Annotated in this window: 24 protein-coding genes; 5 read left to right on the forward strand and 19 right to left on the reverse strand. The window is 44.5% G+C overall.

Annotated elements, in window-relative coordinates:
- Nucleotides 1-107: 107 nt before the first annotated feature.
- From JMF81_RS08545 to JMF81_RS08570, 6 genes are all read right to left on the reverse strand, one after another.
- Complete coding sequence (locus JMF81_RS08545; RefSeq protein ID WP_201311040.1) at nucleotides 108-2,006, reverse strand: ABC transporter ATP-binding protein; 1,899 nt, start codon at nucleotides 2,004-2,006, stop codon at nucleotides 108-110.
- The gene (locus tag JMF81_RS08550) at nucleotides 2,006-3,757 is read right to left on the reverse strand and encodes an ABC transporter ATP-binding protein (RefSeq protein WP_201311041.1); all 1,752 of its coding nucleotides are present in this window, start codon (nucleotides 3,755-3,757) and stop codon (nucleotides 2,006-2,008) included. The genes JMF81_RS08545 and JMF81_RS08550 overlap by 1 nt, the downstream gene beginning before the upstream one ends.
- Nucleotides 3,758-3,942: 185 nt before the next feature.
- Nucleotides 3,943-4,701, reverse strand: coding sequence for a sulfite exporter TauE/SafE family protein (locus tag JMF81_RS08555; protein ID WP_201311042.1), 759 nt, complete (start codon nucleotides 4,699-4,701; stop codon nucleotides 3,943-3,945).
- Nucleotides 4,695-6,008 (reverse strand): amidohydrolase family protein, encoded by a 1,314-nt coding sequence (locus JMF81_RS08560; protein WP_330611500.1) that lies wholly within the window; start codon nucleotides 6,006-6,008, stop codon nucleotides 4,695-4,697. Before JMF81_RS08560 ends, JMF81_RS08555 begins: the two co-directional genes overlap by 7 nt.
- Before the next feature lie 15 nt (nucleotides 6,009-6,023).
- A complete protein-coding gene (locus JMF81_RS08565; protein WP_201311043.1) occupies nucleotides 6,024-6,470 on the reverse strand; it encodes a hypothetical protein in 447 nt (148 codons plus the stop codon).
- The gene (locus JMF81_RS08570; protein WP_243282590.1) at nucleotides 6,467-7,327 is read right to left on the reverse strand and encodes a DUF3100 domain-containing protein; all 861 of its coding nucleotides are present in this window, start codon (nucleotides 7,325-7,327) and stop codon (nucleotides 6,467-6,469) included. Before JMF81_RS08570 ends, JMF81_RS08565 begins: the two co-directional genes overlap by 4 nt.
- Nucleotides 7,328-7,480: 153 nt before the next feature.
- On the opposite strand from JMF81_RS08570, the gene JMF81_RS08575 reads away from it, so the two are divergent.
- Nucleotides 7,481-8,179: a Crp/Fnr family transcriptional regulator gene (locus tag JMF81_RS08575; RefSeq protein WP_201311045.1), complete on the forward strand. Its 699-nt coding sequence runs from the start codon at nucleotides 7,481-7,483 to the stop codon at nucleotides 8,177-8,179.
- 3 nt (nucleotides 8,180-8,182) lie between these two features.
- Here JMF81_RS08575 and JMF81_RS08580 read toward each other — a convergent pair whose 3' ends face one another.
- The 10 genes from JMF81_RS08580 to treR all read right to left on the reverse strand — a co-directional run bounded on the left by JMF81_RS08580 (nucleotide 8,183) and on the right by treR (nucleotide 17,843).
- Nucleotides 8,183-9,070 (reverse strand): LysR family transcriptional regulator, encoded by an 888-nt coding sequence (locus JMF81_RS08580; protein ID WP_201311046.1) that lies wholly within the window; start codon nucleotides 9,068-9,070, stop codon nucleotides 8,183-8,185.
- A 15-nt stretch (nucleotides 9,071-9,085) separates the two neighbouring features.
- Nucleotides 9,086-10,003, reverse strand: coding sequence for a thiamine pyrophosphate-dependent enzyme (locus tag JMF81_RS08585; RefSeq protein ID WP_201311076.1), 918 nt, complete (start codon nucleotides 10,001-10,003; stop codon nucleotides 9,086-9,088).
- Nucleotides 10,004-10,037: 34 nt separating this feature from the next.
- A complete protein-coding gene (locus tag JMF81_RS08590; RefSeq protein ID WP_201311047.1) occupies nucleotides 10,038-11,219 on the reverse strand; it encodes a transketolase C-terminal domain-containing protein in 1,182 nt (393 codons plus the stop codon).
- A gap of 1 nt (nucleotide 11,220) precedes the next feature.
- A complete protein-coding gene (locus tag JMF81_RS08595) occupies nucleotides 11,221-11,556 on the reverse strand; it encodes a 4Fe-4S binding protein (RefSeq protein WP_330597462.1) in 336 nt (111 codons plus the stop codon).
- Between the two features lies 1 nt (nucleotide 11,557).
- The gene (locus JMF81_RS08600) at nucleotides 11,558-12,139 is read right to left on the reverse strand and encodes a 2-oxoacid:acceptor oxidoreductase family protein (RefSeq protein WP_201311048.1); all 582 of its coding nucleotides are present in this window, start codon (nucleotides 12,137-12,139) and stop codon (nucleotides 11,558-11,560) included.
- Nucleotides 12,140-12,355: 216 nt separating this feature from the next.
- Nucleotides 12,356-13,210, reverse strand: a complete 855-nt coding sequence (locus JMF81_RS08605; protein ID WP_201311049.1) for an LD-carboxypeptidase — start codon at nucleotides 13,208-13,210, stop codon at nucleotides 12,356-12,358.
- Between the two features lie 14 nt (nucleotides 13,211-13,224).
- Entirely contained in the window at nucleotides 13,225-13,767 is a 543-nt protein-coding gene (locus JMF81_RS08610) for a nitroreductase family protein (RefSeq protein WP_201311050.1), read from the reverse strand.
- Between the two features lie 120 nt (nucleotides 13,768-13,887).
- Complete coding sequence (gene treC, locus JMF81_RS08615; protein WP_201311051.1) at nucleotides 13,888-15,525, reverse strand: alpha,alpha-phosphotrehalase; 1,638 nt, start codon at nucleotides 15,523-15,525, stop codon at nucleotides 13,888-13,890.
- A 25-nt stretch (nucleotides 15,526-15,550) separates the two neighbouring features.
- Complete coding sequence (treP, locus tag JMF81_RS08620) at nucleotides 15,551-16,984, reverse strand: PTS system trehalose-specific EIIBC component (RefSeq protein ID WP_201311052.1); 1,434 nt, start codon at nucleotides 16,982-16,984, stop codon at nucleotides 15,551-15,553.
- Between the two features lie 151 nt (nucleotides 16,985-17,135).
- Nucleotides 17,136-17,843: a trehalose operon repressor gene (treR, locus tag JMF81_RS08625; protein WP_201311053.1), complete on the reverse strand. Its 708-nt coding sequence runs from the start codon at nucleotides 17,841-17,843 to the stop codon at nucleotides 17,136-17,138.
- Between the two features lie 270 nt (nucleotides 17,844-18,113).
- Here treR and JMF81_RS08630 point away from each other — a divergent pair, with 270 nt between their 5' ends.
- Nucleotides 18,114-18,335 carry a hypothetical protein gene (locus JMF81_RS08630; protein WP_201311054.1) on the forward strand — a complete coding sequence of 74 codons (222 nt, stop codon included), beginning with the start codon at nucleotides 18,114-18,116 and terminating at the stop codon, nucleotides 18,333-18,335.
- 113 nt (nucleotides 18,336-18,448) lie between these two features.
- Here JMF81_RS08630 and JMF81_RS08635 read toward each other — a convergent pair whose 3' ends face one another.
- On the reverse strand, nucleotides 18,449-19,252 hold the full coding sequence (locus JMF81_RS08635) for a MerR family transcriptional regulator (RefSeq protein ID WP_201311055.1): 804 nt from the start codon (nucleotides 19,250-19,252) through the stop codon (nucleotides 18,449-18,451).
- Between the two features lie 241 nt (nucleotides 19,253-19,493).
- Between JMF81_RS08635 and JMF81_RS08640 the strand changes: the two genes are divergently transcribed.
- The 3 genes from JMF81_RS08640 to JMF81_RS08650 are packed head-to-tail and all read left to right on the forward strand — an operon-like array spanning nucleotide 19,494 to nucleotide 21,380.
- Nucleotides 19,494-19,997, forward strand: a complete 504-nt coding sequence (locus JMF81_RS08640; RefSeq protein ID WP_201311056.1) for a hypothetical protein — start codon at nucleotides 19,494-19,496, stop codon at nucleotides 19,995-19,997.
- Nucleotides 19,998-20,011: 14 nt separating this feature from the next.
- Nucleotides 20,012-20,497 (forward strand): RNA polymerase sigma factor, encoded by a 486-nt coding sequence (locus JMF81_RS08645; protein ID WP_201311078.1) that lies wholly within the window; start codon nucleotides 20,012-20,014, stop codon nucleotides 20,495-20,497.
- Nucleotides 20,487-21,380 (forward strand): anti-sigma-I factor RsgI family protein, encoded by an 894-nt coding sequence (locus JMF81_RS08650; protein WP_201311057.1) that lies wholly within the window; start codon nucleotides 20,487-20,489, stop codon nucleotides 21,378-21,380. Before JMF81_RS08645 ends, JMF81_RS08650 begins: the two co-directional genes overlap by 11 nt.
- Nucleotides 21,381-21,543: 163 nt before the next feature.
- Here JMF81_RS08650 and cas2 read toward each other — a convergent pair whose 3' ends face one another.
- Together cas2 and cas1 are read right to left on the reverse strand one after the other, a co-directional pair.
- Entirely contained in the window at nucleotides 21,544-21,858 is a 315-nt protein-coding gene (gene cas2 / locus JMF81_RS08655; RefSeq protein ID WP_201311058.1) for a CRISPR-associated endonuclease Cas2, read from the reverse strand.
- 2 nt (nucleotides 21,859-21,860) lie between these two features.
- On the reverse strand, nucleotides 21,861-22,865 hold the full coding sequence (gene cas1, locus JMF81_RS08660) for a CRISPR-associated endonuclease Cas1 (protein WP_201311059.1): 1,005 nt from the start codon (nucleotides 22,863-22,865) through the stop codon (nucleotides 21,861-21,863).
- Nucleotides 22,866-22,914 lie beyond the last annotated feature (49 nt).

Raw genomic sequence — 22,914 nt, forward strand, 5'->3', positions numbered from 1 at the left:
AAACCTTTAATCAGTTTATTCTTTTCACAGAAAATGTCAAGCATCCTGAAAATATAAAAACCTCCTGGGGGAAATTATCTCCCCCGGGAGGTCTTCCTTTCATTCTCTTACGCCTCACCAATCTGATTTCCGGTGTACAGCTGATAATATCTGCCTTTTTTCCGAACCAGTTCATCGTGAGTTCCTCTCTCGATGATACGGCCCTGTTCCAGGACCATAATGCAGTCAGAATTCTGCACTGTGGACAGTCTGTGGGCAATCACGAACGTTGTTCTTCCGTGCATCAGTTTATCCATTCCATCCTGCACGATCTGTTCCGTTCTCGTATCAATGGAGCTGGTGGCTTCATCCAGGATCAGCACCGGCGGATCCGCTACTGCCGCACGTGCAATGGCCAGAAGCTGTCTCTGCCCCTGACTCAGTCCGGCTCCGCCTCCGGTCAGCATCGTATCATATCCCTGAGGCAGTCTCTGAATGAATCCATCAGCATTGGCAAGTTTTGCTGCCGCGTAGATTTCTTCATCATTAGCATCCAGTTTTCCGTAGCGGATGTTATCCTTTACAGTTCCTGTAAACAGACAGGTATCCTGGAGAACGATTCCAAGAGATCTTCTAAGATCCGCTTTTTTAATCTTCTTAATATTAATTCCATCATATCGGATCTTACCATCCTGAATATCATAGAAACGATTGATCAGGTTCGTAATCGTCGTCTTTCCGGCTCCGGTAGATCCTACAAAGGCAATCTTCTGCCCCGGACGCGCTTCCAGTTTGATATCATGGAGTACGATCTTTTCTTCGGTATATCCAAAGTCCACATCATCAAATACCACATCGCCTTCCAGCTTGATATAATCTACGGACTGGTCTGCCTGATGCACATGTTTCCATGCCCATTTCCCGGTTCTTCGGTCACTCTCTGTCAGTGTTCCATCGGCGCTTTCCGTCACATTTACAAGGGTTACATATCCCTCATCGGTTTCTTCTGTTTCATCCATCAGACGGAAAATACGCTCCGCTCCTGCCATAGCCATGACAACCGCATTCAGCTGCATGCTGATCTGGTTGATCGGCATGGCAAAACTGCGGTTAAATGCCAGGAAACTGGCAAGACCGCCCAGAGTAAATCTGCCGATCTTATTCAGCGCCAGCATTCCTCCAACGATTGCACAAAGCACATAGCTTACATTTCCAAGCTGGGCATTGATCGGTCCAAGATAATTGGCAAACGCATTCGCCCGGTCTGCGCTGACAAACAGTTTGTGATTCAGCTGACGGAATTTTTCCTCTGTTTCCTCTTCATGACAGAACACCTTGATGATCTTCTGGCCTTCCATCATTTCTTCAATATATCCGTTTACCTTACCGATATTGATCTGCTGTTCCACAAAATACCGGCCGCTGGTTCCCGCCGCTGTCCTGGAACAGACAACCATGATCCCTACCATGATCAGCGTAACAACTGTCAGCGGGATATTTAAGATGATCATGCTGACCAGCACACTTACAATGGTGATCGCACTGTTAATAAACTGCGGCACACTCTGGCTGATCATCTGACGAAGGGTATCGATATCATTGGTATAGATAGACATGATATCTCCGTGAGTATGCGTATCAAAATACTGGATCGGCAGACGTTCCATCCGCTCAAACAGATCGTTCCTCATATTCCTTAAAGTTCCCTGGGTAACTTCCACCATCAGGCGGTTATAAGTATATGTTGAGACGATTCCAATACCGTAAAACGCAGCCACCCGGATGATGGCGTGGAGCAGCGGCGCAAAATCCGGACGATCAGATAAAAGCAGCGGCTGGATGTATTCATCAATCAGGGTTCTTGTAAACATCGTTCCCTGTACATTGGCAAGAACACTGATAACGATCAGAATCAGCACCGCGATGCAGTGAATTCCATAATCCCGGAAAACATAAGACATCAGACGCTTCAGCTGTTTCAGCGGATGCTGGATCTGAATATTTTCCTTTCTGTTTTTCCCTGCCATTACTGCTCACCTCCGTTCTCATCAAAATCTCCTCCGCCCTTTGTCTGAGCTTCATAAACTTCCCGATAAATCTTATTGTCTGAAAGCAGCTGTTCATGAGTTCCGATTCCATTGATTCTTCCTTCTTCCATTACAATGATGCGGTCCGCATCCTGAACGCTGGAAATCCTCTGGGCAATGATCAGTTTCGTTGTATCCGGAATCTCTTCAAGGAATGCTTTCCGGATCTGGGCATCGGTCGCGGTATCTACCGCGCTGGTACTGTCATCCAGAATCAGAATCTTTGGTTTTTTCAGCAGAGCACGGGCAATACAGAGTCTCTGTTTCTGTCCTCCGGATACATTGCTTCCCCCCTGCTCAATATACGTGTCATATTTGTTTGGAAATCTCTGGATGAATTCATCTGCACAGGCAAGACGGCATGCTTCCATGCACTCCTCATCCGTCGCGTTTTTATCTCCCCACCGCAGATTTTCCAGAATTGTTCCGGAGAACAGAACGTTCTTCTGCAGAACGACCGCTACCTGGTTTCTCAGGGTTTCCATATCATATTCTTTGACATTTCTTCCGCCTACCAGAACCTCTCCGCCTGTTACATCATACAGACGGCTGATCAGATTCACCAGACTGGTTTTTGCACTTCCGGTCCCTCCAATGATTCCGATCGTTTCTCCAGACGAAATCTCCAGATTAATATCTTTCAGCACCGGCTCCCTGCTGTCCTTCTGATACGCAAAATCTACATGATGGAAAGCAATGCTTCCATCCTCAAGATCATATACAGGATGTTCCGGATTCTTCAGATCACTTTCTTCTGTCAGAATCTCTGAAATACGTTTTGCGCTGGCAGAACTCATGGATACCATAACAAATACCATGGACATCATCATAAGACTCATAAGGATATTCATGCAGTAAGTCAGAAGACTCATAAGCTCCCCTGTGGTCAGGCTGTCCGATACGATCATTTTCGCGCCAAGCCAGCTGATCAGAAGAATACATCCATATACAGTAAACTGCATCAGCGGCGCATTATAGATCAGATTACATTCTGCCTTCTTAAAAATGCGGTAAATATTGGAACTGGCCTTCTTAAATTTGTCTGTCTCCTGCTGTTCTCTCACGTACGCTTTTACCACACGGATCCCTGCGATATTTTCCTGTACAGACGCATTCATATCATCATACTTCGGAAATGCCTGCTGAAAATATTTTGTCGCATGGTTCATAATAAAAATCAAAATAGTTCCAAGAACAATAACGGCGATCAGATAAATGCTTGCCAGTCTCACATTGATAGAAAACGCCATGACCATAGCACAAAGCATGCTGGCCGGCGCTCTTGTGAACATTCGAAGGATCATCTGATAAGCATTCTGGATGTTGGTAACATCTGTTGTCAGACGTGTTACAAGTCCAGCAGTGCTGAATTTGTCAATATTGGAAAATGAAAAACTCTGAATGTTATGGAACATTCCGTCCCTCAGATTCTTTGCAAGTCCGGCGGACGCAAGAGCCCCGGTCCTTCCTCCTGCAAGCCCTGCAAAAAGTCCGATGACCGCGGCGGCGATCATAACCGCTCCAACCCGGTAAATATGACCGATATCACCTGCCTCTACTCCCTCATCAATAATGGAAGCCATCAGAAACGGTATGATCGTCTCCATCAGAACTTCCAGGATCATGAAGAAAGGGGTCAGGATCGATGGTTTTTTAAACTCTTTTACTTCTCTCAGTAATGTTTTGATCATCTGATTTTGACTCCTCCTTTTCATACTATTTTCGTTTAAAAAACATCCCTGTCTGCCGACGCCTCATAAGGCCTCAGCAAATGGAATGTTTTCTAATCATATCATACTATATTTTATTTGTCATTGATAAATTTAGTTTCCGAACAATTTGTTTTCAAACAATATTTTTCTATATATTTTGTTATCTATACAATAAACAGCTTTATACATGCAATTCCTATGGAACCTGCCGCTACGATCCGTTTCAGCAGCGTCTGGTTAATCTTCACCGCATTCCTGCTTCCAAAGATCACTCCAATGCCATGGCTTATGACAATCACTGCCAGCATCACAGCCATATGATCCATGGAATCTGTATTGGCAAGATACCCTGCCGCCGATGGAACCGCAATAAAAATCGAATTAAACAGCGACATTCCCACAGCCGTATGCGGCGGAAATCCCATCAGGGTCAGAAGGGGCATAACGAGCACCGGGCCGCCCGCTCCGGACGCGGCACATACAGCTCCGGTTACCGCTCCTAAAAGCAGATATCCGATCCACCGGCTTCTGCTTTTTCCTGTATTCCTGCGCCGGGCTGTTTTCTCTTTGGACTCCTTTCTGAGAAGAATGGAAATTCCGGACAGCAAAACCACCACATACAGGATGATCTTGATCATCTCCTCAGGGATCAGAAGATTGATCCGCACTCCTGCCAGGGCTCCCGCAAAACTGCCTATGGACAAAACTGCCGCTGCTGCCACTTCCAGTTTCCCGTTTTTATAATAGGAAACCGATCCCAGGACTCCGGAAACAAGAAATGCCGTGAAACTTAAGGCAAGGGCTTCCACCGCCGGCATCCCCATAAATCCTGTATAAAACATAGGCAGAAGAAATCCTGCGATCCCTGTCAATCCGATACAGATTCCTACCAGTAAATTTACTGCTGCTGTTAATATCAACATCCTGCGGTATCCTTCCTTTCCATATAGGCTGCCGCTTCTGCCAGGATTTTCTCCTCATCCAGAGTCAGCACCTGACGGTCTTTCATTAGGATCTGTCCTTCCACGACACAGTCGCACACATCTCCGGCTGCTGCGCATTCCAGAAGGGTATTAACCAGATTTCCGGTCGGATAAAGATGCGGCTGCATCAGACGAATGGTAATAAAATCTGCTTTTGATCCTTGTTCTATCTTTCCGCCATTCTCATCCATCAGACGATATCCTTGTTCTGTTGCCATAGAAAGAATGGTTTTTGCCGGCATAACCGCCGGATTCTGAACCGGCACTCCCCAGGCAGCATTCATCACAGACCGGAAAATCTTCATTTCATTCCAAAGACTCAGTCCCCCGTGGGCCGCTCCGTCAGTTCCCAGTCCCACACAGATCTTTCTCTGCAGCAAGGCTGTCGTATCCGGTACGCCTTTTCCACAGTTGCTGAACGGGCAGTGGCACACTCTGACCTGATTTCTCTCTAAAATATCTTTTTCATTTTCCGATAAAAGAATACTGTGCGCGCTGATAAAATGTTCATTCAGGATTCCCAGTGATTCCAGATATTCCAAAGGACGCATCTGTTTTTTCTGCAGATAAACATTGATCTCATTAGGATATTCGTTCATATGCGCCTGCAGAAGAGTTCCTCTTTCTCTGGAACGCTCTGCCGCTTTCAGAATCAGATCTTCTGAACAGGAAATCAGTGACCGCAGGGAATAAGCGACCTTCAAATTTCCTTTTCCATTGTATCCATCATACAGACGGTCGGTCTGCCTGACAGCTTCTTCCATTGTATGCTCAATACTGTCTGGAAGACCTTTTTCATCCATGGTCGAGGCGGAAAGAATTCCTCTTAATCCGGATGCCGCATATACTTCGGCTGCCGCTTCCATATGATAGCTTCCTGCGTCCATAAACGCCGTTGTTCCTGATTTTATCATTTCCAGCGCAGCCAGTTTTGCGCTTAATTCCATTTTTTCATCGGTGAGGGTGCTTTCAAACGGGAGCATGATCCTGGTCCAGATCATCGGAAGCTCATCCAGGATTTTTCCCTTCAGCAGCTGCTGCCCTGTATGCATATGGCAGTCTGCCAGTCCCGGCATCAGAAGTTTCCCGCTTCCATCGATCCATTCTTTCCCTTCGGCATTTCTGTCCTCTTTCTGGAACGGCCGGATTTCCACGATCTTCCCGTCTGCTGTCTGAATCGTCTGATGTTCTCTGATCGTCATATCCGGCATCAGTACAGACGCATCCGCAACCATCAAATTCTTCATATCAATTCCTCCTGATTATATCGTTCCCGTTATTTTCATGACGATCTGAGCGATCAGCGCAGATCCCAGAAAAGTTCCTGTCATAACGAAAATTCCGATCAGGATCATTTTCCATCCCTGTTTCAGAAAAGATTTGATCTGTCCGCTGATGGACATTCCCGCATAAGCTCCTACCATTGTCAACGGCGCTGTAAAATTGATTTTTCCTGCTGCCTCAATGACAAATTCTCTGGCAGGTGAAATCGGGCATGCAGCCAGCAGACCGATCAAAGACACATAGGCAACGATCGGAAGCTGCAGAGGCACCAGTTTATGCACTGCAACACCGAGGACAGAAATCAGGAGCAGCACTCCGATTCCCGGAAGGGAATCCATAAACCCGACATCAAATCCGACAAAATTCGCCAACGCGATTCCAAGCCCTGACAACAGGAACAAAAAAATCCACTCTACGTATCTCATGATCTATCTCCCTTTCCTTTTGCTCTCTTTTCCACTCTCTGATCTGCGATTCTTCCCAGTTTTGGTTCCAGTTTCCGATACAGAAAATTACATAATGGTATTCCCAGGAAAATCGTCATATAAATACCATCAATTCCCGATATGGTCTCACTGGCACTGGCCAGCGCGGAAATCTGATCCGCCATTGCCGGATAAATTTCTGCCAGAGACGCCGTTGCGCTTGCCATCATGATTCCGGCTCCTACTCCGGACGCCATTCCGAGAGCATACGGATGGAAAATTCCAAGAACCGCAATAACAGAAACCATAAATCCAAAATAGATGGTTCCTACCATTCCGCCGACAATATAAATAGAAAGACTTCCTCTTGCCTCCGGTGAATCCGGTCCATACATATCTGTAATCAGCGCAAGATTGGATTCCCGGTTAATGGAATGCGTTGCTCCAACAGACTCTCTTTTTAATCCAAGCAGCAGTGCCAGCGGCATTGCCAGAAGAATCGTTCCAAGATTTCCAAATTCCTGCAGGATCAGCGCCGGTCCTGCGGACAGTACGACTTCCAGACTTGCGCCTGCATTAATACCAAGCTTTGCGATAAACGGGCAGATTGCCACGATAACCAGCTTGGAAGCCGCCTTTACCTGCCTGGATCCTATGATCTTCGTCACCTGAGGTCCTGATAAAATGCCCAGGATCAGAGAATAGAAAATAGGAAACAAAATAAATTTTCCGGGACCCAGCGGAATCTGAATCTGTCCGATGGAATCCGCAGCTGCAATAAAAAGCAAAGCCAGAAGATAAATTTTATATTCTGTCTTAATCCGGCTTTTCAGGGATGGATATACATAATCACCCATGATTTCCTCCTCTTCCTTTTTCATAATTTAAATACTTCAGACTCGTTTTCGTATTGTATCGGCTTTTGTATCGCAAAAAAAGGACAAATGGGACTTTTTTCGATATTTTTTTCAATATATAATATAATGGGAAAGAAAAAGGAGGAATCATACATGACGCTGCAGGATTTGATCCGGGAAGTTCCGGATCTGGAAACCTATCTTCGCAATATGCCGGAAAAATTATGGACGAGATATACGATTCGGGTTTATCCTCCCGGAACGATCATCCATCAAAAGGACTTCAGGCTGGAGTCTTTTGGAATCATTGCCAAAGGGGAACACCGGGTAATCAATGAATTTCAAAATGGAAATGTATATATGATAGAGAAAAATGAACCGATTGATTTTGTCGGGGAAGTAACCATCCTTGCGGGCATGGAAAAAACCTCCGTTACCATTGAAACACTGACGGAAACCACGGTCATCTATTTTTCAAGAAAAGATTTTGAAGAGTGGATTGAACAGGATATTCATTTTCTCCGCCTTGTTTCCCGGAAGGTCGCCTTTAAACTATACCGCTCATCCTATAACCGGGGCGCCAGACTTTTCTATCCTCCTCAGTTTATTCTGCTGGACTACATTTTAAAAGCTGCCCATACACTGGACATCGAACACAAAAAACAAGTGGTCATCCGCAAGACGCGGCAGGAACTCTACGAAGAATGCGGCATCACTGTTAAAACACTGAACCGTACCATAAAAAAACTCAAGGAAGACGGCATCATCTCCACACAAAAAGGAAAGATCGCCATGTCCCTTGAGCAGTTTCGCTTAGGAAGAAAGAAAATCCACCATTATGTCGACAACTGAAGATCAGTTTCTGAATTCTTCTTCCTGATAATTTTTTATAATATGATTGTACATTGTCCGGACCGCCGGAGCCATAAATTCCGGATTCATTACCGCAAGGCCGATGATCCGGCTGGCTCTTGGTTCCGTCAGATAACAGTCCACATCATATGGAATATCTCTCATGACCAGTTCCGGCATCAGACAGATTCCGAATCCTTTCTCTACAAGGGCTACCGTGGACAGATCGTCCACCACATGATAATTCGACTGCACCCGAAGAGAATTCTCTTTAAGGAAATTCTGTATATCCGCATCCGTACTGTCCCTCTGGGTTACAAACTGGTGATGCTTCATCTCCTCGATTCCTATGGATTCCCCCGGACTTTCTTTTTTCGCTCCCTTCGGCAGTACACACAGCAGGGGATCCCGGTACAGCGGAACGATCGGAATATCCTTCGCGCTGGATACTGACAAAAATCCCAGATCCACCACGCCCCGCTTCATCCATAAAAACACGTCCTCATAGGTTCCCTGAAACACTTCCATCTCGATTTTCTCATATTTTCTCCGAAACGAATGAAGAATCTCAGGAAGCCAGCTGGTACATACACTGGAAAATACTCCGATTTTCACTTTCCCCTGTTTTAAACCATTCAAATCCGCAATCATCTGCTGCAGACTTTCATCGCTGTTTAACACCCCATTTACATAGGGCAGGAGTTTCTCCCCATAATTGGTAAGAGAAACTCCTGATTTGCTTCTGGTCAGTACGGAAAATCCAAGTTCATTTTCCATGGATGAGATTGTATGGCTGATTGCTGATGGCGTTAATCCCAGACGGTCGGCTGCTTTTTGAAAGCTTCCCGCTTCTGCGATCGTCTTAAACACCTGGTATGTCAATAATGTCATATATATCCTCTCTTTTTACCGATTGCACTTATACAGCAGATCTTCCCATCTTCGATCCACCTCTGCCTGGAACTGCTCGATCAGATGCTCATTTCCAGGTTTGAATAAATGTTTGAACCGTCCCTGTGGTCTTAAGAAATCTTCAATTGGAAGTTTCTTTTTCGGCTCATAGGTCAGTCTCCACTTTCCATGTTCTACTTCAAACATCGGCCAGTAGCATGTTTCCACCGCAAGACGGCAGATTTCCATAATATCCTCCGTCGGATATCTCCATCCTCTCGGGCATGGCGTCATAATATTCAGGAAGCTGGCTCCTTCTGTATAAATCGCTTTTTCCGCCTTCTGATGCAGGTCGTTAAAGTTTAAAGTGAAAGTGCTCTGCCCTACATAAGCCACATCATGATCCGCGATAATACTTGCAAGATCTTTTCTGTTCTGCATCTTTCCATCGGAACATTTTCCAGCCGGTGTCGTTGTCGTATCCGCAAATCTCGGCGTTGCGGAAGACCTTTGGATTCCGGTATTCATATATGCTCCGTTATCATAACAGACATAGACCATATCATGGCCCCGTTCCATTGCCCCGGATAAGGACTGAAATCCGATATCATAGGTTCCGCCGTCCCCTCCAAACGCAATGAATTTAAAATGTTCATCTTCCGGCAGTTTCCCTTTCTTCTTCAGAACCTTATATGCCGTTTCCACTCCGCTTAAAGTTGCCCCTGCATTTTCAAATGCATTATGGATATAGCTGTCTTCCCATGCGGTGTACGGATACATGAAAGAAGATACTTCCAGACATCCGGTGGCATTGGCGATCACCGCATGATCCTCCTCATGCAGCGCTCTTAAAACAGCTCTTACTCCTATGGTCGCCCCGCATCCTGCGCACATTCTGTGCCCTGGCGCCAGACGATCCTTCTTACTCATCATTTCTTTTACATTATAACTACTCACAGCAGTCCTCCTATTTCCGTAATCCGATATATTGAAACTGTTCTGGTGCTTTTCCGTTTTCTATGAAATCTTCCAGCTCTCCAAAGATGTCATAAACTTCCTGAACGGTAAAGTCGCGGCCGCCAAGACCATAGATATAATTGACTGTCTCAACCATGATCTTCTTCCGATACAGCCCCGCCGTCACTTCACTTCCAAGAGGTCCGCCGTTTCCATTGTAACTTTCTGTTCTGTCCATGACTGCTACAGCTTTTGCTCCTTTTAAGGCTTCTGCCAGTTCATCCGCCGGAAACGGACGGAATACACGAAGTTTAATAACTCCGGCTTTCTTTCCCTGTTCCCTCAGGTCATCCACCGCCTGTTTTGCGGTTCCCGCCGCAGAACCCATGATCAGCATAATATAATCTGCGTCCTCTGTGCGGTATTCCTCAAAAAGCCCGTATTTTCTGCCGGAGATTTTCTCAAACTCCTCTGCCACTTTTAAAATAACTTCCTTGGAACGTTTCAGGGCGTCTGCCTGATTCTTTTTCGCCTCCATTGCGTAATTCGTCACAGAATAAGGTCCTACCGCAATCGGTTTCCCCGGGTTTAAAAGGAATTCTTCCGGCTCATACTCTCCGACAAATTCCTTTACGTCCCCGTCTTCCAGCAGTTCGATATTCTCTACTGCATGGCTGGTGATAAATCCATCCTGGCAGATCATGATCGGAAGGTGAACCTGCGGGTCCTCCGCGATCGGATACGCCTGTATAAAGTTATCATAGACTTCCTGATTATTCTCTGCGTAAATCTGGATCCATCCGGTATCTCGCGCTCCCATACCATCAGAATGGTCACAGTTAATGTTGATCGGTCCTGACAGCGCCCTGTTAACCAGAGCAAGCGCGACCGGCATCCTGTTGGAAGCCGCCAGCAGCAGTTCTTCCCACATATAAGCCAGTCCGGCAGATGACGTGGCAGTCAGAGTTCTTGCTCCTGCCGCCTCAGATCCAATAGCTGCGCTCATGGCAGAATGCTCACTCTCCACCGGGATAAATTCCGTATCAATCTCTCCATTGGCGATGTAGGTGGATACCATCTGCGGAATCTCTGTTGAAGGTGTGATCGGGAACGCCGGCATAACATCCGGATTGATCTGACGGATTGCAAATGCCACCGCCTCATTTCCTGACATACGATCTTTTACAGCCATTTTATCTTCCCTCCTTCATTTCGATTGCGTCAAACGGACATGCTTTCGCGCAGATTCCGCAGCCTTTACAGTGTTTATAATCAAATTCAACTCTTTCTCCATCTTTTAACGGAATACAGGAATCCGGACAGACCATAGAACAGACCATACACTGTCTGCACAGATCATGATTTAAAATCGGAGTCCTTGTTCTCCACTCTCCTGTCTCAAAATATTTTGAAGTTCCTCCTGCAAACACCATCAGACCTTCTGTCAGTTCCTGATGAGGTGTCTGCTCATTTATCCTGCTGATATCTGTTCTCATTGTTTTTTCTCCTTTTGCCAGCTTCTTTTTCATTTTATACAACATCCTTCAGTGCGTCATAAGTCAGCTGCAGTGCCAGCATATTGCCATCGATCACCTCAGGTTTCTTGGCAAATTTATGCTGATAAGAATTTCTCATCTCTGAAATGAACGCATCATGTTCCATAATACCGCTTACCGCAACGGCAGCCGCCAGCATCGGAGAATTCGGGAAATACTTACCCAGAGCCTCCACGGAAATCTTACGTGCGTCCACTGTATATACCTTTCCTTTATAACCTTTCAGCATCGGCCGGATCTCTTCCGGACTCTTTGGTGAATTAACGATCACCGCCCCGTCCTCTTTAAGTCCGTCCGTTACATCAACAGAATGCAGCAGTGTCTCATCCACTACCGCCACCAAATCCGGTGTATAAATATTAGAATGTACACGGATCGGCTGATCACTGATCCTGTTATAGGCAGTAATCGGGGCTCCCATACGCTCCGGTCCATATTCCGGAAAGCCCTGCACATATTTTCCAGTTTTAAATGCAGCGTCTGCCAGAAGCAGCGCCGCTGTCTTGGCACCTTGTCCTCCTCGTCCGTGCCATCTGATCTCAAATCCATTGCTCATGGTTTTCTCTCCCTTTTTCTTCTTTCGCTTTTTTCAGTCTTCTCCATTATATTACAAAATTTAGCACAGTAAAGTGAAACTATGAACACTTTTCATCTTAAACATGAACAAAATTCATCTATTGCAGATTTTTCGGTATTTTGACGCAGAAAAACCGCTGAAAAATCAGATTTCCCTATTTTTCAGCGGCTTTCTGTCTTTTGTATGCAATATTTTTTAATTTTTTGTCATGATTCGGCTTTCACTGACTGTCACCGCATGTCCGCCGATGATCACTGCTCTGGAGTCCGTGCCGTGCCCTGCCTCCAATGTCCAAAACACCGGGAGATCTTCTTTTACATACCGGAGCGCCAGCGGCACAATATTTTTGGATGCGGCTTCCATCTGTGTAAAGGTTCCAAGAATCAGTCCTTTGATCTTATCGAATGCGCCCGTCTGCTGCAGCTGACTGAAAAACGTCGTCATCTGCGGCACCTGTCCGCTTCTTGCCTCCAAAAACAGAATTTTATCATTGAAATCTGGAAAATAAGGCGTTCCTGCAAGTTTCAGAAAACAGCGGATATTTCCGCCGATGACAGTTCCTTCCAGATGGTCTCCCTGGACAAAGTTTCCATTCAGCAAAAAAAGAGCTTCCTTTTTCTCTTTTATCCATCCAAAAAACTCTTTCTGCCGGATCGGCCCATCATCATACAAAAGATTCCGTACCTGATACAAAACGGATTCTTTCCCTGTCTTTGCATAGACAGCATTTAAAAGAACGGTAAGGTCACTGTATCCCCAAAACACTGCCTGACTTTCTCTGATCTTCTGATAGTCAAGATAACCCAGCACCTCGTTGGCCATATCCCCGCCGGATACGTCAAAAATACAGCGGATTCCCGGATTTTCAAAGAAATCCATCAGTTCTTCTGCTTTTTCCCGTCCGCTTCCGCTGATCCCATCGGATTTTTCATATAAATACCGGCTCATTCTGACTGAAATATTATTTTGTTCTAAAAGTTTGTCCAGCCGCTGAAGTTCCTGTCTCTTCCCTGCCGGCAGACCATTAGAACAGGCTGCTATAGCTGCCATATAGTTTTTCTCCATCATTCCACCTGACCTTCATACCGTTCCCAATGGACTTTTTTCTCCAGCTCTTTTGCAGCTGTTTTTGCTTCCGGATGCTCTTCCGGCAGTCCCAGGGACAGTATCGCCTCCAGCCGGAAGTCTTCTGGATATCCCAGGATTTCTCTCACATATTCTTCTGCAGTTCTTCCATCCGGCGCTTCCCTGAGCCTTCCCTGGATCCAGCAGCTTCCAAGACCCATGGCGTCTGCTGTCAGATGCATGAGCATCATGGCGTTGGAACAATCTTCCGTCCATACATCCGTTTTAGCCGAATCCGCCGTCACCACAACAGCCGCTGCCGCACTGGCAAGCATCCTGGCAGCTCCCCCGGCCCGGCACTCTGACAGCTGTTTCAGGGTCTGCGGATCCCGGACCACGATCAGCTCCCATGGCTGCCGGTTTCTTCCGCTGGGTGCCAGAAGCCCTGCTTCCAGAACTTTCCTCAAGGTCTCCTCCTCTATTTCCCCCTTCCTGTATGTCCTTACGCTTCTTCGGTTTCGGATCATTTCCATCAGATCCATAGGATCACTTCCTTTCCTGACGCAGATATTGGTTTTTCCCCATTATTATAAAAGTCATTCTTTTTAAAGTAAAGAAGACCTCCCGCGGTCTTTGCCGGCAAAAGGTCTCCTTCTGTGTCTCTATTTATCTTTCAAAAACATAACCGCCTCATACGGACGAAGTCTCAGTTCCTCTGGTTTGATATCCTCATTGTAGTTGGATATGATGCAGCGGCATCCTTCCGGCACCTCATACGGCACATCCACATCTTCCGCAAAGTAATTGCAGAAAACATAAAGCAGCTGACTGTCATTTTCTCTCTTATAAGCAAGAATTCTGTCATGGTCTTCCAGCAGCGCTTCAAATGTTCCATCCGCAATCACCGGTACCGTTTTCCTTAACTGGATCAGCTTCCTGTAATACTGGAAAATGGAATCATCCTCTTCCCGGTCCAGCGTGTTGATTTCCTTATAATTGGAGATTACGGAAATCCATGGCTCTCCTGTGGAAAATCCTGCATTTTTTGTATCATCCCACTGCATCGGCGTTCTGGAATTATCCCTGGATTTTCTCCGGAAACTTTCATAGATTTCTTCTTCCGGTTTTCCTTTTTGCTTCAGGATCGTGTAATAATTCAGCGTCTCAATATCCCGGTACTGGCTGATATCCGTAAAATGAGCGTTGGTCATGCCGATCTCCTCACCCTGGTAGATATACGGCGTTCCCTGCAGGCCATGCATTGTTGTAGCCAGCATTTTTGCGGATTCTTTCCGGTATCTGCCCTCGTCTCCAATTCTGGAGACAATTCTCGGCTGATCGTGATTATACCAGAACAATGCGTTCCATCCGCCGCCTTTTTCCATTTCTCTCTGCCACATAAACAGATTTTTCTTTAAATCATGGAACCGGAACGGCTGCACTTCCCATTTATTTCCGGATGGATAGTCAATCCTTAAATGATGGAAATTAAAAATCATGGACAGCTCTTCTGAATCCGGATTGGAATACCGGATGCTGTTTTCCAGCGTTGTCGACGCCATTTCTCCCACCGTAATGATATCATCATATTTTCCAAAGGTTTCCCGGTTTAATTCATGGAGGAATTCGTGGATTCTTGGTCCATCCGTATAAAACCGCTTTCCATTCCCTTTCAGATCATCCTCATAGCATTCCTTTGAAATCAGATTGATCACATCAAACCGAAATCCTTTCACGCCTTTATCAATCCAGAAATTCACAATATCACAGCATGCTTTTCTTACTTCCGGATTTTCCCAGTTCAGATCCGCCTGGGTTTCATGAAACAGATGCAGATAGTATTCATCTGTTTCCGGAAGATAATTCCATGCGCTTCCCCCGAAATTGGATTCCCAGTTAGTCGGCGGCAGACCGTTTCTTCCTTTTCTGAAAATGAAAAAGTCTCTGTAATATGGATCTCCTTTCAGTGCTTTCTGAAACCATTCGTGCTTTGTGGAACAATGATTAAACACCATATCCATCATCAGATATATATTTCTCTTTTTCGCCTCTTCCACCAGGCGCTCAAAATCTTCCATGGTTCCATACATGGGATCAATATCTCTGTAATCTGCGATGTCATATCCGTTGTCATTCTGCGGTGATACAAAAAACGGTGATATCCACAGATAATCCACTCCCAGTTCCTTCAGATAGTCCAGATGTTCTATAATTCCTTTCAGGTCACCGATTCCATCCTCGTTTGTATCCTGAAAAGATTTCGGATAAATCTGATATACTACTTTATTCCCCAAGTTCATGTTATTCTCCTCTTGTCACAGATGTCTATTTATTGCCGTAGTCTTTTAGTTTCGTTCTAGATAATATGACGGTTATGATAAACGCCAGCACAATATCCGCTAAAATGCAAAGGATGTATGCCGGAATCTTATCTCCCCTCATGGACAGGAACGCCGGGATTCCGCCGACGCCTACACTGTTGGCGATGACTCCAAAACTTCTTGATACGATTCCCATGATTCCGCTGGCAATCATAGCACCGATAAACGGATACAGATATTTCAGATTGACACCGAACATAGCCGGCTCTGTAACTCCCAGATATCCGGAAATGAAAGATGGAATTCCAACTTCTTTGATCTGTGCGTCTTTGCGGTTGACAAATACAAATGCCATAACTGCAGTTGCCTGGGCGATGTTGCTTAACGCTACCACAGGGAAGGTATAGATTCCACCCATCGTTGCCGCGGTCTGAAGGTCAATCGGCAGCATAGAATGATGCAGTCCCGTAATAACCAGCAGCGGATAAAGGAAGCCGTAAATACCGCTGAACAGCCATGCTGCAGAAGAACTAAATCCTGCCATAATGATGTTTGCAAGTCCGTCGCCGATCATACGGCCGAATGGTCCGATGATGGTATGAGCCAGCAGTACAGACGGCACCAGAGAACAGAACGGTACAACGATCATCGAAATAACATCCGGCACATGTTTCTTCAGGAACCGGTAAATCACAGAAAATACCAGACCGACTAAGATTGCCGGGATTACCTGTGACTGATAGCCGACCATGTTAATATGAAAAGCTCCAAAATCCCAGTACTGAACAGCCTTCCCTGCCTCTACTGCAGAAACGTAATCACTGGCTGACATCAGCTGTGGAGATACAAGAGTAATACCAAGCACGATTCCCAGCACCTGATCCACATTCATTTTCTTACATACAGACCACGTAACCGCTACCGGAAGGAAGGTAAAGATCGCTTCACCGATCAGCCATAAGAAATCATAAGTTCCCTTCCAGAACTGATACACTTCCGTAATCGATTTTGTTCCGTCTTCCAGAAGTTTAATATCTCCGATGATATTTCGGAAACCAAGGATCAGACCTCCAACGATGATCGCAGGAATGATCGGAGCAAAAATTTCTGCCAGGTTAGCCACCGCTCTCTGAAGCAGGTTCATATTCCCTTTTGCTGCCTTTTTCACTTCCTGTTTGTTCACTCCGTCCATGTTGCTGATCTCTGAAAATTCATCATAAAACATAGATACCTGATTTCCGATGATGACCTGGAACTGTCCGCCCTGGGTAAAACTTCCTTTGACACAGGAAAGCGCCTCAATCCCTTTGACATCTGCCTTCTTGTCATCTGCCAGTACAAATCTCATTCTTGTCGCACAATGAGTAAATGATACAATGTTCTCTCTGCCGCCAACTAACTCCAGCATCTTTTTGGCGTCATTCGTAAATTTAGACATGATTTCCACCTCTCAAATCTTCTTTCTTCGCTTCTAACAAATACGTATATGTTTGACTATAAATTATCATATACGTATTTGTTAGTCAATATTTTTTGCACAAAAAAAGAACGCCAATTGCATTTTTGGCGTTCTTCATAAGTTTTTTGCCCTATCTTTGTGCAATTCCTACAAATCTAAAGTGGTCTGGGCGATGTCTTGACTCCGTATACTGGAACAATCGGTTCTCCTTCGTATACGTATAACTTTTCGTTACGATAACAAATCCGTATTCCCTCAGATCCAGATACTTCCGGTCTTTCTCATCCGCTTCCTGCACATAGATTTCCTTTGTCGCGTATCCGATCTCCAGGCCCTGCTCTTTCTCCAGATACTCATAAACAGAATCCCTGCAGGCTCTCAGCGGAAGATTAGGGACAATGCTCCTTTTAAAGTAATCATGGTCAATGATCACCCTTTCTCCCTCAATGCTTCGAACACGGAGCAGATCATAGATTTCCTTCTCCTCGTCATCCTCAAACAGCTCCATGATCCTGTCCTGATCCAGGATAATCTCCAGATTCTCGACTTTGGTTTCCGTCCGCCGGTCCAGATGGGCGTTCAGTTCCTTAAAACTGGCAATCCGCTCAAAAGGAAATGTATAATTCCCCCTGCCGGCAACTGTTGCCACCCTGCCTCTGGCTTTCTGAATATATCCCTGATTCTCCAGGATTCCCAGAGACTTGCGTATGGTATCCCGTGACACCTGATACCGGCTCATCAGCTCTGCTTCCGCAGGAAGAGCCTGTCCGATTTCCAGTTCCCTGTTTTCTATCTTTTTCTTCAAATCTGTATAAACTTGTACGTATTTGCTTGCCATATATACTCCTATGTTCCTGTTTTTCCTACATACAAGTATATCTGATTTCCAGAAAAAGACAAGTTTCTTCTTCCTAATCTCTTGGAATTTTTACTTTCTTTCCTGTTTCCAGGGCTTCTCGACATTGTACCTTATGAAGAACAAAGTTACCACTTGTAAGTGGAAAATTCTTTGATTGATTTTCCATTCTTTTTAAATCTTCCTCCTTGATGTATCAAAAAGAGAATGATAGTATAACATTGGTATAAGTAAGAAAGAAGGAATCTGAACATGTTATTTGCAATTATTATGACCATTGGTTTTGCATATGGAATTTTTGTTGTATTTCTCCCTGTCCTCGCATGGTATCAGCAAAAGAAAATATGGAAAATGGAAGAAAAAATAACCCGGATGGAAAAGATCATAAATTTATTATCAAACGATAAATACAAAGATAATGCAGAAGTTGAAAATGAAGAAATCAATGAAGAAAACGCCTCAGAAGAGGAATAAAATTGTTTCCATTTTATTTCTCCGGCACAGACGAAACCGCAGTCCCATAAACAGCAGGACTGCGGCTTTATTTTGATCATTCCCATTTCAGAGAATCTGTCTGTACCGGAATTTTATTTTTTTCTCACAGGAAAATAGACTTCTGTTTCCCAATCCTGGGGAGCCAGACTGTCAAACTGCGTCTTTGTATAAATCTCATACGGCACTCCGTTCCACTCATAGCCATTTTCCGCGATCCAGTCCACCAGGGCGCCATACGCCTCTGACAGAGAAGAATATGGTCCCTTATGCACTGTCATGGCGCACAGTCCTGCTTTCATAACCCTGTCTGCTTTTTCTCTTTCCCTGATTCCGACGATCAGCTCAATATCTGAGTTCTCCCGGTCAAATTCCTTATCGTAATATACGGCTCCTGTCACACCATTTGGCGTCACCCGTTCTTTTGGCACCCTTTCATATAGTGTGCTGTAATATTTTCCGAATTCATCGACACCCATTTTCTGCCGGCACGCGATCACATTTCTCTCCGGCGCTTCTTTCAGATCAATTTTGTATCCTCTTTGATAATCCATAAGATCTCCCGTCCTTTCATAACTCTGCATATGAGCCGTCAATTCACTGATTGCCAGCTCCATATCCTGTTTCTGCTGTTTCAGTCTGTCTTTCTGCTGCAGCATTTTGGAAAGGAGCGCTCCCTTTTCCGTACAGTGAAGGATACTGCTAATCTCTTCCAGTGAAAATCCATAACGTTTTAATCTCTGGATCAAAAGCATCTTCTCCATCTGCCCCCGGCTGTAGTAGCGGTATCCTGTCATATCGTCTACATAAACCGGCTTCAGCAGTCCGATCCTGTCGTAATGACGCAGTGTCTTTACTGTCACCTGACATATTTTCGAAAATTCACCAATAGAAAGCATCTTTTTCTCCCTCCCTGCACATGTCTGATCCGAATCTGATTTCAGTATAGCCTCTGCCCTAAGGGAAGAGTCAACTGTTTTTCCCATTTCTTTGTATTTCTCCATATTCTCTTCTCTCTTTTTACGATATAATAAGAAGACAATCAAATGAATTTTTTTCAAAAAAGTGAATGGTTTTATCCCTCTCAATCGTATTTATAGTGAAACAACCAATAAAGCAATACAAATGGAGGGATACATTATGAAAAAACTAATAACGGGAATTTTGATCACAGTCTTTGTATTTTCTTTAGGCACAGTCTGCATCTACGCATTCAGCCAGACCCCGGATAATGACACCGGCAGTTATGAGACTACTGCGGTTTCCGATAACACTTTCGGCACTGCTGCCACAGCGCAGTCCACGGAAAGCACTGCCGCTGCCACAACGGCACAATCCACAGAAAGCACTGCCGCTGCCACAACCGCTGCTCCGGCGGCTTCCACAGATACAGCCAGCCAGGCAACAGCCAGGACCAGCCAGAAATCTGTCAGCCAGTGTCCATACTATACCGATAAAAATCATGACGGAGTCTGCGATCACTGCGTCTCTCAGAAACAACAGGCCTCTTCCGGACGCTGCCAGTACTATACGGATCAGAATGGCGATGGCATCTGTGATCACTGTACTTCCCAGAAGAAACAGACAAACTCTCACCATAACACCAGCCGGCATCATCACTCCGGTGAAGGATGCCACAGATAGAGGATCAGACAACTATGCGGAGCGAAGCAGAAATCAACAGGGCAGTCGCTGATTATTCTGATATGATCCGGCGGCTTTGCATGTTACATTTGAAAAACTACGCAGACACTGAGGACATATTTCAAACAGTTTTCCTGAAATATGCCCTTAGTTCTGTTGAATTTGAAAACAGAGAACATGAAAAAGCCTGGCTGATTCGTGTAACGATCAATGCCTGTAAAGATCTGCTAAAAAGTTTTTTTCGTAAACGAACTGTATCCATAGATCAGGTTATCAATCAGCCGGCTCCTGCGGCACAGGATCACCGGGATGTCCTGGAAGCTGTTTTATCTCTTCCAAAAAAATATAAAGACGTAGTTTATCTGCATTTTTATGAAGGATATACAGCGCCTCAGATCAGTAAGATTCTTGGGAAAAATGTGAATACCGTTTATACGCTCCTAACCCGCTCCAAAAAGATACTGAAAACTAAGTTAGGAGGCGATGAATATGAAGAATAAAATCCACGAAGCATTCCAGCAGATCCATGCAGAAGAATCTTTGAAAAATGGTACCAAGGCATTCCTTCAGGAACAGCGGAAAACTCTTTCTCAAAAGAGACCAGCCAGATACCGTTATATTGCTCTTGCTTCTTTCTGTCTGTTTTTCCTTTTGATCGGTTTTGGAGGCTGGCGGCTTTATTTCACTCCTACCGCAGCCATCAGCATTGATATCAATCCTTCCCTGGAACTGAGTGTCAACCGTTTCAACAGGGTTTTATCCGTAACCGGTTATAACTCAGACGGCAAAGAACTGGCTTCCTCACTAGAGGTCAAATATATGGATTGTGATGATGCCATCGATAAAATTGTTGCATCAGACCGTATCAAAGACTTGTTGGCCGGAGATGAAGTTCTAACGATTACAGTATCCGGAAAAAACACCAGACAGTGCAGACGCATATACTCCCACGCTGAAACTTCCGCCAAGGAAAATCAGAACACTTACTGTTACATGGCAGATCACGAAGATACAGAGGAAGCCCATCATCTGGGACTTTCTTCCGGCAAATATCAGGCTTTCCTGAAACTTCAGTCTCTCGGCTCTGACATCACAGCAGAAGAGGTCAAAGACATGACCATGAAAGAGATCCATGATCTCATACACTCCTTATCCGGCGAAGAGGATAAATCCGGTCAGCATCATTCCGAACAGCAGACAAACAGGCAGAATACATCTGCGGCCAGTACACACCATCAGGAGACACATACTGCCTCAACCAGCCGTCATCATCAAAACACGCAAAGTACTTCTTCCGGTCATCACCGCCAGAGCACACAAAATAACTCCGGCGAACGTTATTCCCGGAGTACACATAACAGTAGAAAAAATCATCATGAATAGAGCCCTTTCATTGGAGCTGCTGCGAAACAGGTGAAATATCATCTATGGAGCAGCGGCTCCCTTTTCATATGATCTTCCTATCTCTTTGGCGGTCTCAGTTCCAAAAAATGACATAATCACATGATGACGTTCTTCTTTCCCATTTTTCCTTATCTGTAGTGGATTAGATAATAATATAATCTCCATCATCCGCAAACACTTCATCACCATATGTTCGCACTTCTTCATAATCTTTCATCTTATAAACTCTGACATTATCTTCTTTGTTCAAAATTTTATCTAATCCCTCTAATAGCTGTTTATATTTTTTCTTATCCAGACGGGCTTCAAACGCTGATTTCTGCACACGAACTCCATAACTCTCCAAATACTTCGCGAGTTTCAGTCGCTGCTTATTATCTGAAATATCATAAATGATAAGAATCAGATATTTTATATTTCTCTCTTCTTCTATTTCTTCAAATTCAAAAAAATCCATATCTATCGTATCCTTATTGGCTGATATTCTTCAAAAGTTCCATTATCTATACAACGAATCAGTTTCGTGACCTGCCACCAGATAGCTCGTCGGAAACTAACCGGGTGTTCCAGGTATTCCAGATAATTCATATTACTTTGTAGTTTCTTTTCTAATTTCTTCAAGAAAATATTAATACCCTTTTTCCCTATAATGACGGCACCGGTATCCCGATCTTTTTGAAATTCTTCCAGCTGTATTTCATTACCCTGAATTAAACTCATTACCGTTGCATCTACGATGACAGCTCTCCATTCTTCTAATAAATCACTGGCTAATGTTGGATGATTCTCAGCATCCTTATGCATAAATCCAATATAAGGAGACAGTCCTCTATTTTCAATTTCTCCCATAATTTCATACAACAGAATTGTATACCCTAAACTAATCATAGAATTAAAAGGATCTTTCGGTGGTCTCTTGCTCCTTCCCTTAAATTTAAATTCATCTGCTATCATATTGCTTAATGCAGAAAAATACTGCCGTGATGCGTTTCCCTCATATCCCATAATCTGCTCTATACTCGAACACTGCTGAATCTTTTTCTCATGAATTTTAATTGCTTTAACCTGATCAGAAATATTACTGTCAGAATTTCTTGCATAACGAGTCAGCAACACTCTCTGGTTATGTATCTTGTTCTCTATAATCTTTTTTGAGAAAATCAGTTTATCCTCTTCATTCTCACTCATATGGACCTGTCTTCTTAAACGTCTGGCATTTATATGACTTGTTGACTCGATTCTTCCAAAATATCTTCCAGTGGTTGAAAATAAAGAAACGGAAATTCCTCTTTCCATGCATTCCCGCAGACATGGTACCGTCAAATTTACATTGCCGAATATTATAATTGAATCCACCGATTCTTTTGGGATATATCGATCCATTCCATTTTTACATTTGACGCTGAATCTGCCACCTTCAATCCCAACTTTCGCACCATTCTCTGTAATATATAAGCAAGACATAGCACACCTCCGTTCAGACAGCATTTTTTACTTTCCTCTTAATTGTTAT

Origin of the sequence: Anaerostipes butyraticus (genome assembly GCF_016586355.1) — a bacterium.
In the GTDB taxonomy this organism is placed as follows: Bacteria; Bacillota; Clostridia; order Lachnospirales; family Lachnospiraceae; genus Anaerostipes; species Anaerostipes butyraticus.

Excerpts from the sequence above, each read along its gene's own strand:
- JMF81_RS08610 (WP_201311050.1), bottom strand. The coding sequence starts at position 13,767 with ATGGATCTGATGGAAATGATCCGAAACCGAAGAAGCGTAAGGACATAC.
- treP (WP_201311052.1), bottom strand. The coding sequence starts at position 16,984 with ATGTCTAAATTTACGAATGACGCCAAAAAGATGCTGGAGTTAGTTGGC.
- JMF81_RS08580 (WP_201311046.1), bottom strand. The coding sequence starts at position 9,070 with ATGACATTATTGACATACCAGGTGTTTAAGACGATCGCAGAAGCGGGA.
- JMF81_RS08550 (WP_201311041.1), bottom strand. The coding sequence starts at position 3,757 with ATGATCAAAACATTACTGAGAGAAGTAAAAGAGTTTAAAAAACCATCG.
- JMF81_RS08595 (WP_330597462.1), bottom strand. The coding sequence starts at position 11,556 with ATGAAAAAGAAGCTGGCAAAAGGAGAAAAAACAATGAGAACAGATATC.
- JMF81_RS08545 (WP_201311040.1), bottom strand. The coding sequence starts at position 2,006 with ATGGCAGGGAAAAACAGAAAGGAAAATATTCAGATCCAGCATCCGCTG.
- JMF81_RS08640 (WP_201311056.1), top strand. The coding sequence starts at position 19,494 with ATGAAAAAACTAATAACGGGAATTTTGATCACAGTCTTTGTATTTTCT.
- JMF81_RS08650 (WP_201311057.1), top strand. The coding sequence starts at position 20,487 with ATGAAGAATAAAATCCACGAAGCATTCCAGCAGATCCATGCAGAAGAA.
- JMF81_RS08570 (WP_243282590.1), bottom strand. The coding sequence starts at position 7,327 with ATGGGTGATTATGTATATCCATCCCTGAAAAGCCGGATTAAGACAGAA.
- treC (WP_201311051.1), bottom strand. The coding sequence starts at position 15,525 with ATGAACTTGGGGAATAAAGTAGTATATCAGATTTATCCGAAATCTTTT.
- cas1 (WP_201311059.1), bottom strand. The coding sequence starts at position 22,865 with ATGTCTTGCTTATATATTACAGAGAATGGTGCGAAAGTTGGGATTGAA.
- JMF81_RS08560 (WP_330611500.1), bottom strand. The coding sequence starts at position 6,008 with ATGAAGAATTTGATGGTTGCGGATGCGTCTGTACTGATGCCGGATATG.
- JMF81_RS08645 (WP_201311078.1), top strand. The coding sequence starts at position 20,012 with ATGCGGAGCGAAGCAGAAATCAACAGGGCAGTCGCTGATTATTCTGAT.
- JMF81_RS08605 (WP_201311049.1), bottom strand. The coding sequence starts at position 13,210 with ATGGCAGCTATAGCAGCCTGTTCTAATGGTCTGCCGGCAGGGAAGAGA.
- JMF81_RS08565 (WP_201311043.1), bottom strand. The coding sequence starts at position 6,470 with ATGAGATACGTAGAGTGGATTTTTTTGTTCCTGTTGTCAGGGCTTGGA.
- JMF81_RS08590 (WP_201311047.1), bottom strand. The coding sequence starts at position 11,219 with ATGGCTGTAAAAGATCGTATGTCAGGAAATGAGGCGGTGGCATTTGCA.
- JMF81_RS08585 (WP_201311076.1), bottom strand. The coding sequence starts at position 10,003 with ATGATGAGTAAGAAGGATCGTCTGGCGCCAGGGCACAGAATGTGCGCA.
- JMF81_RS08600 (WP_201311048.1), bottom strand. The coding sequence starts at position 12,139 with ATGAGCAATGGATTTGAGATCAGATGGCACGGACGAGGAGGACAAGGT.
- JMF81_RS08575 (WP_201311045.1), top strand. The coding sequence starts at position 7,481 with ATGACGCTGCAGGATTTGATCCGGGAAGTTCCGGATCTGGAAACCTAT.
- JMF81_RS08635 (WP_201311055.1), bottom strand. The coding sequence starts at position 19,252 with ATGCTTTCTATTGGTGAATTTTCGAAAATATGTCAGGTGACAGTAAAG.
- cas2 (WP_201311058.1), bottom strand. The coding sequence starts at position 21,858 with ATGGATTTTTTTGAATTTGAAGAAATAGAAGAAGAGAGAAATATAAAA.
- JMF81_RS08555 (WP_201311042.1), bottom strand. The coding sequence starts at position 4,701 with ATGTTGATATTAACAGCAGCAGTAAATTTACTGGTAGGAATCTGTATC.
- treR (WP_201311053.1), bottom strand. The coding sequence starts at position 17,843 with ATGGCAAGCAAATACGTACAAGTTTATACAGATTTGAAGAAAAAGATA.
- JMF81_RS08630 (WP_201311054.1), top strand. The coding sequence starts at position 18,114 with ATGTTATTTGCAATTATTATGACCATTGGTTTTGCATATGGAATTTTT.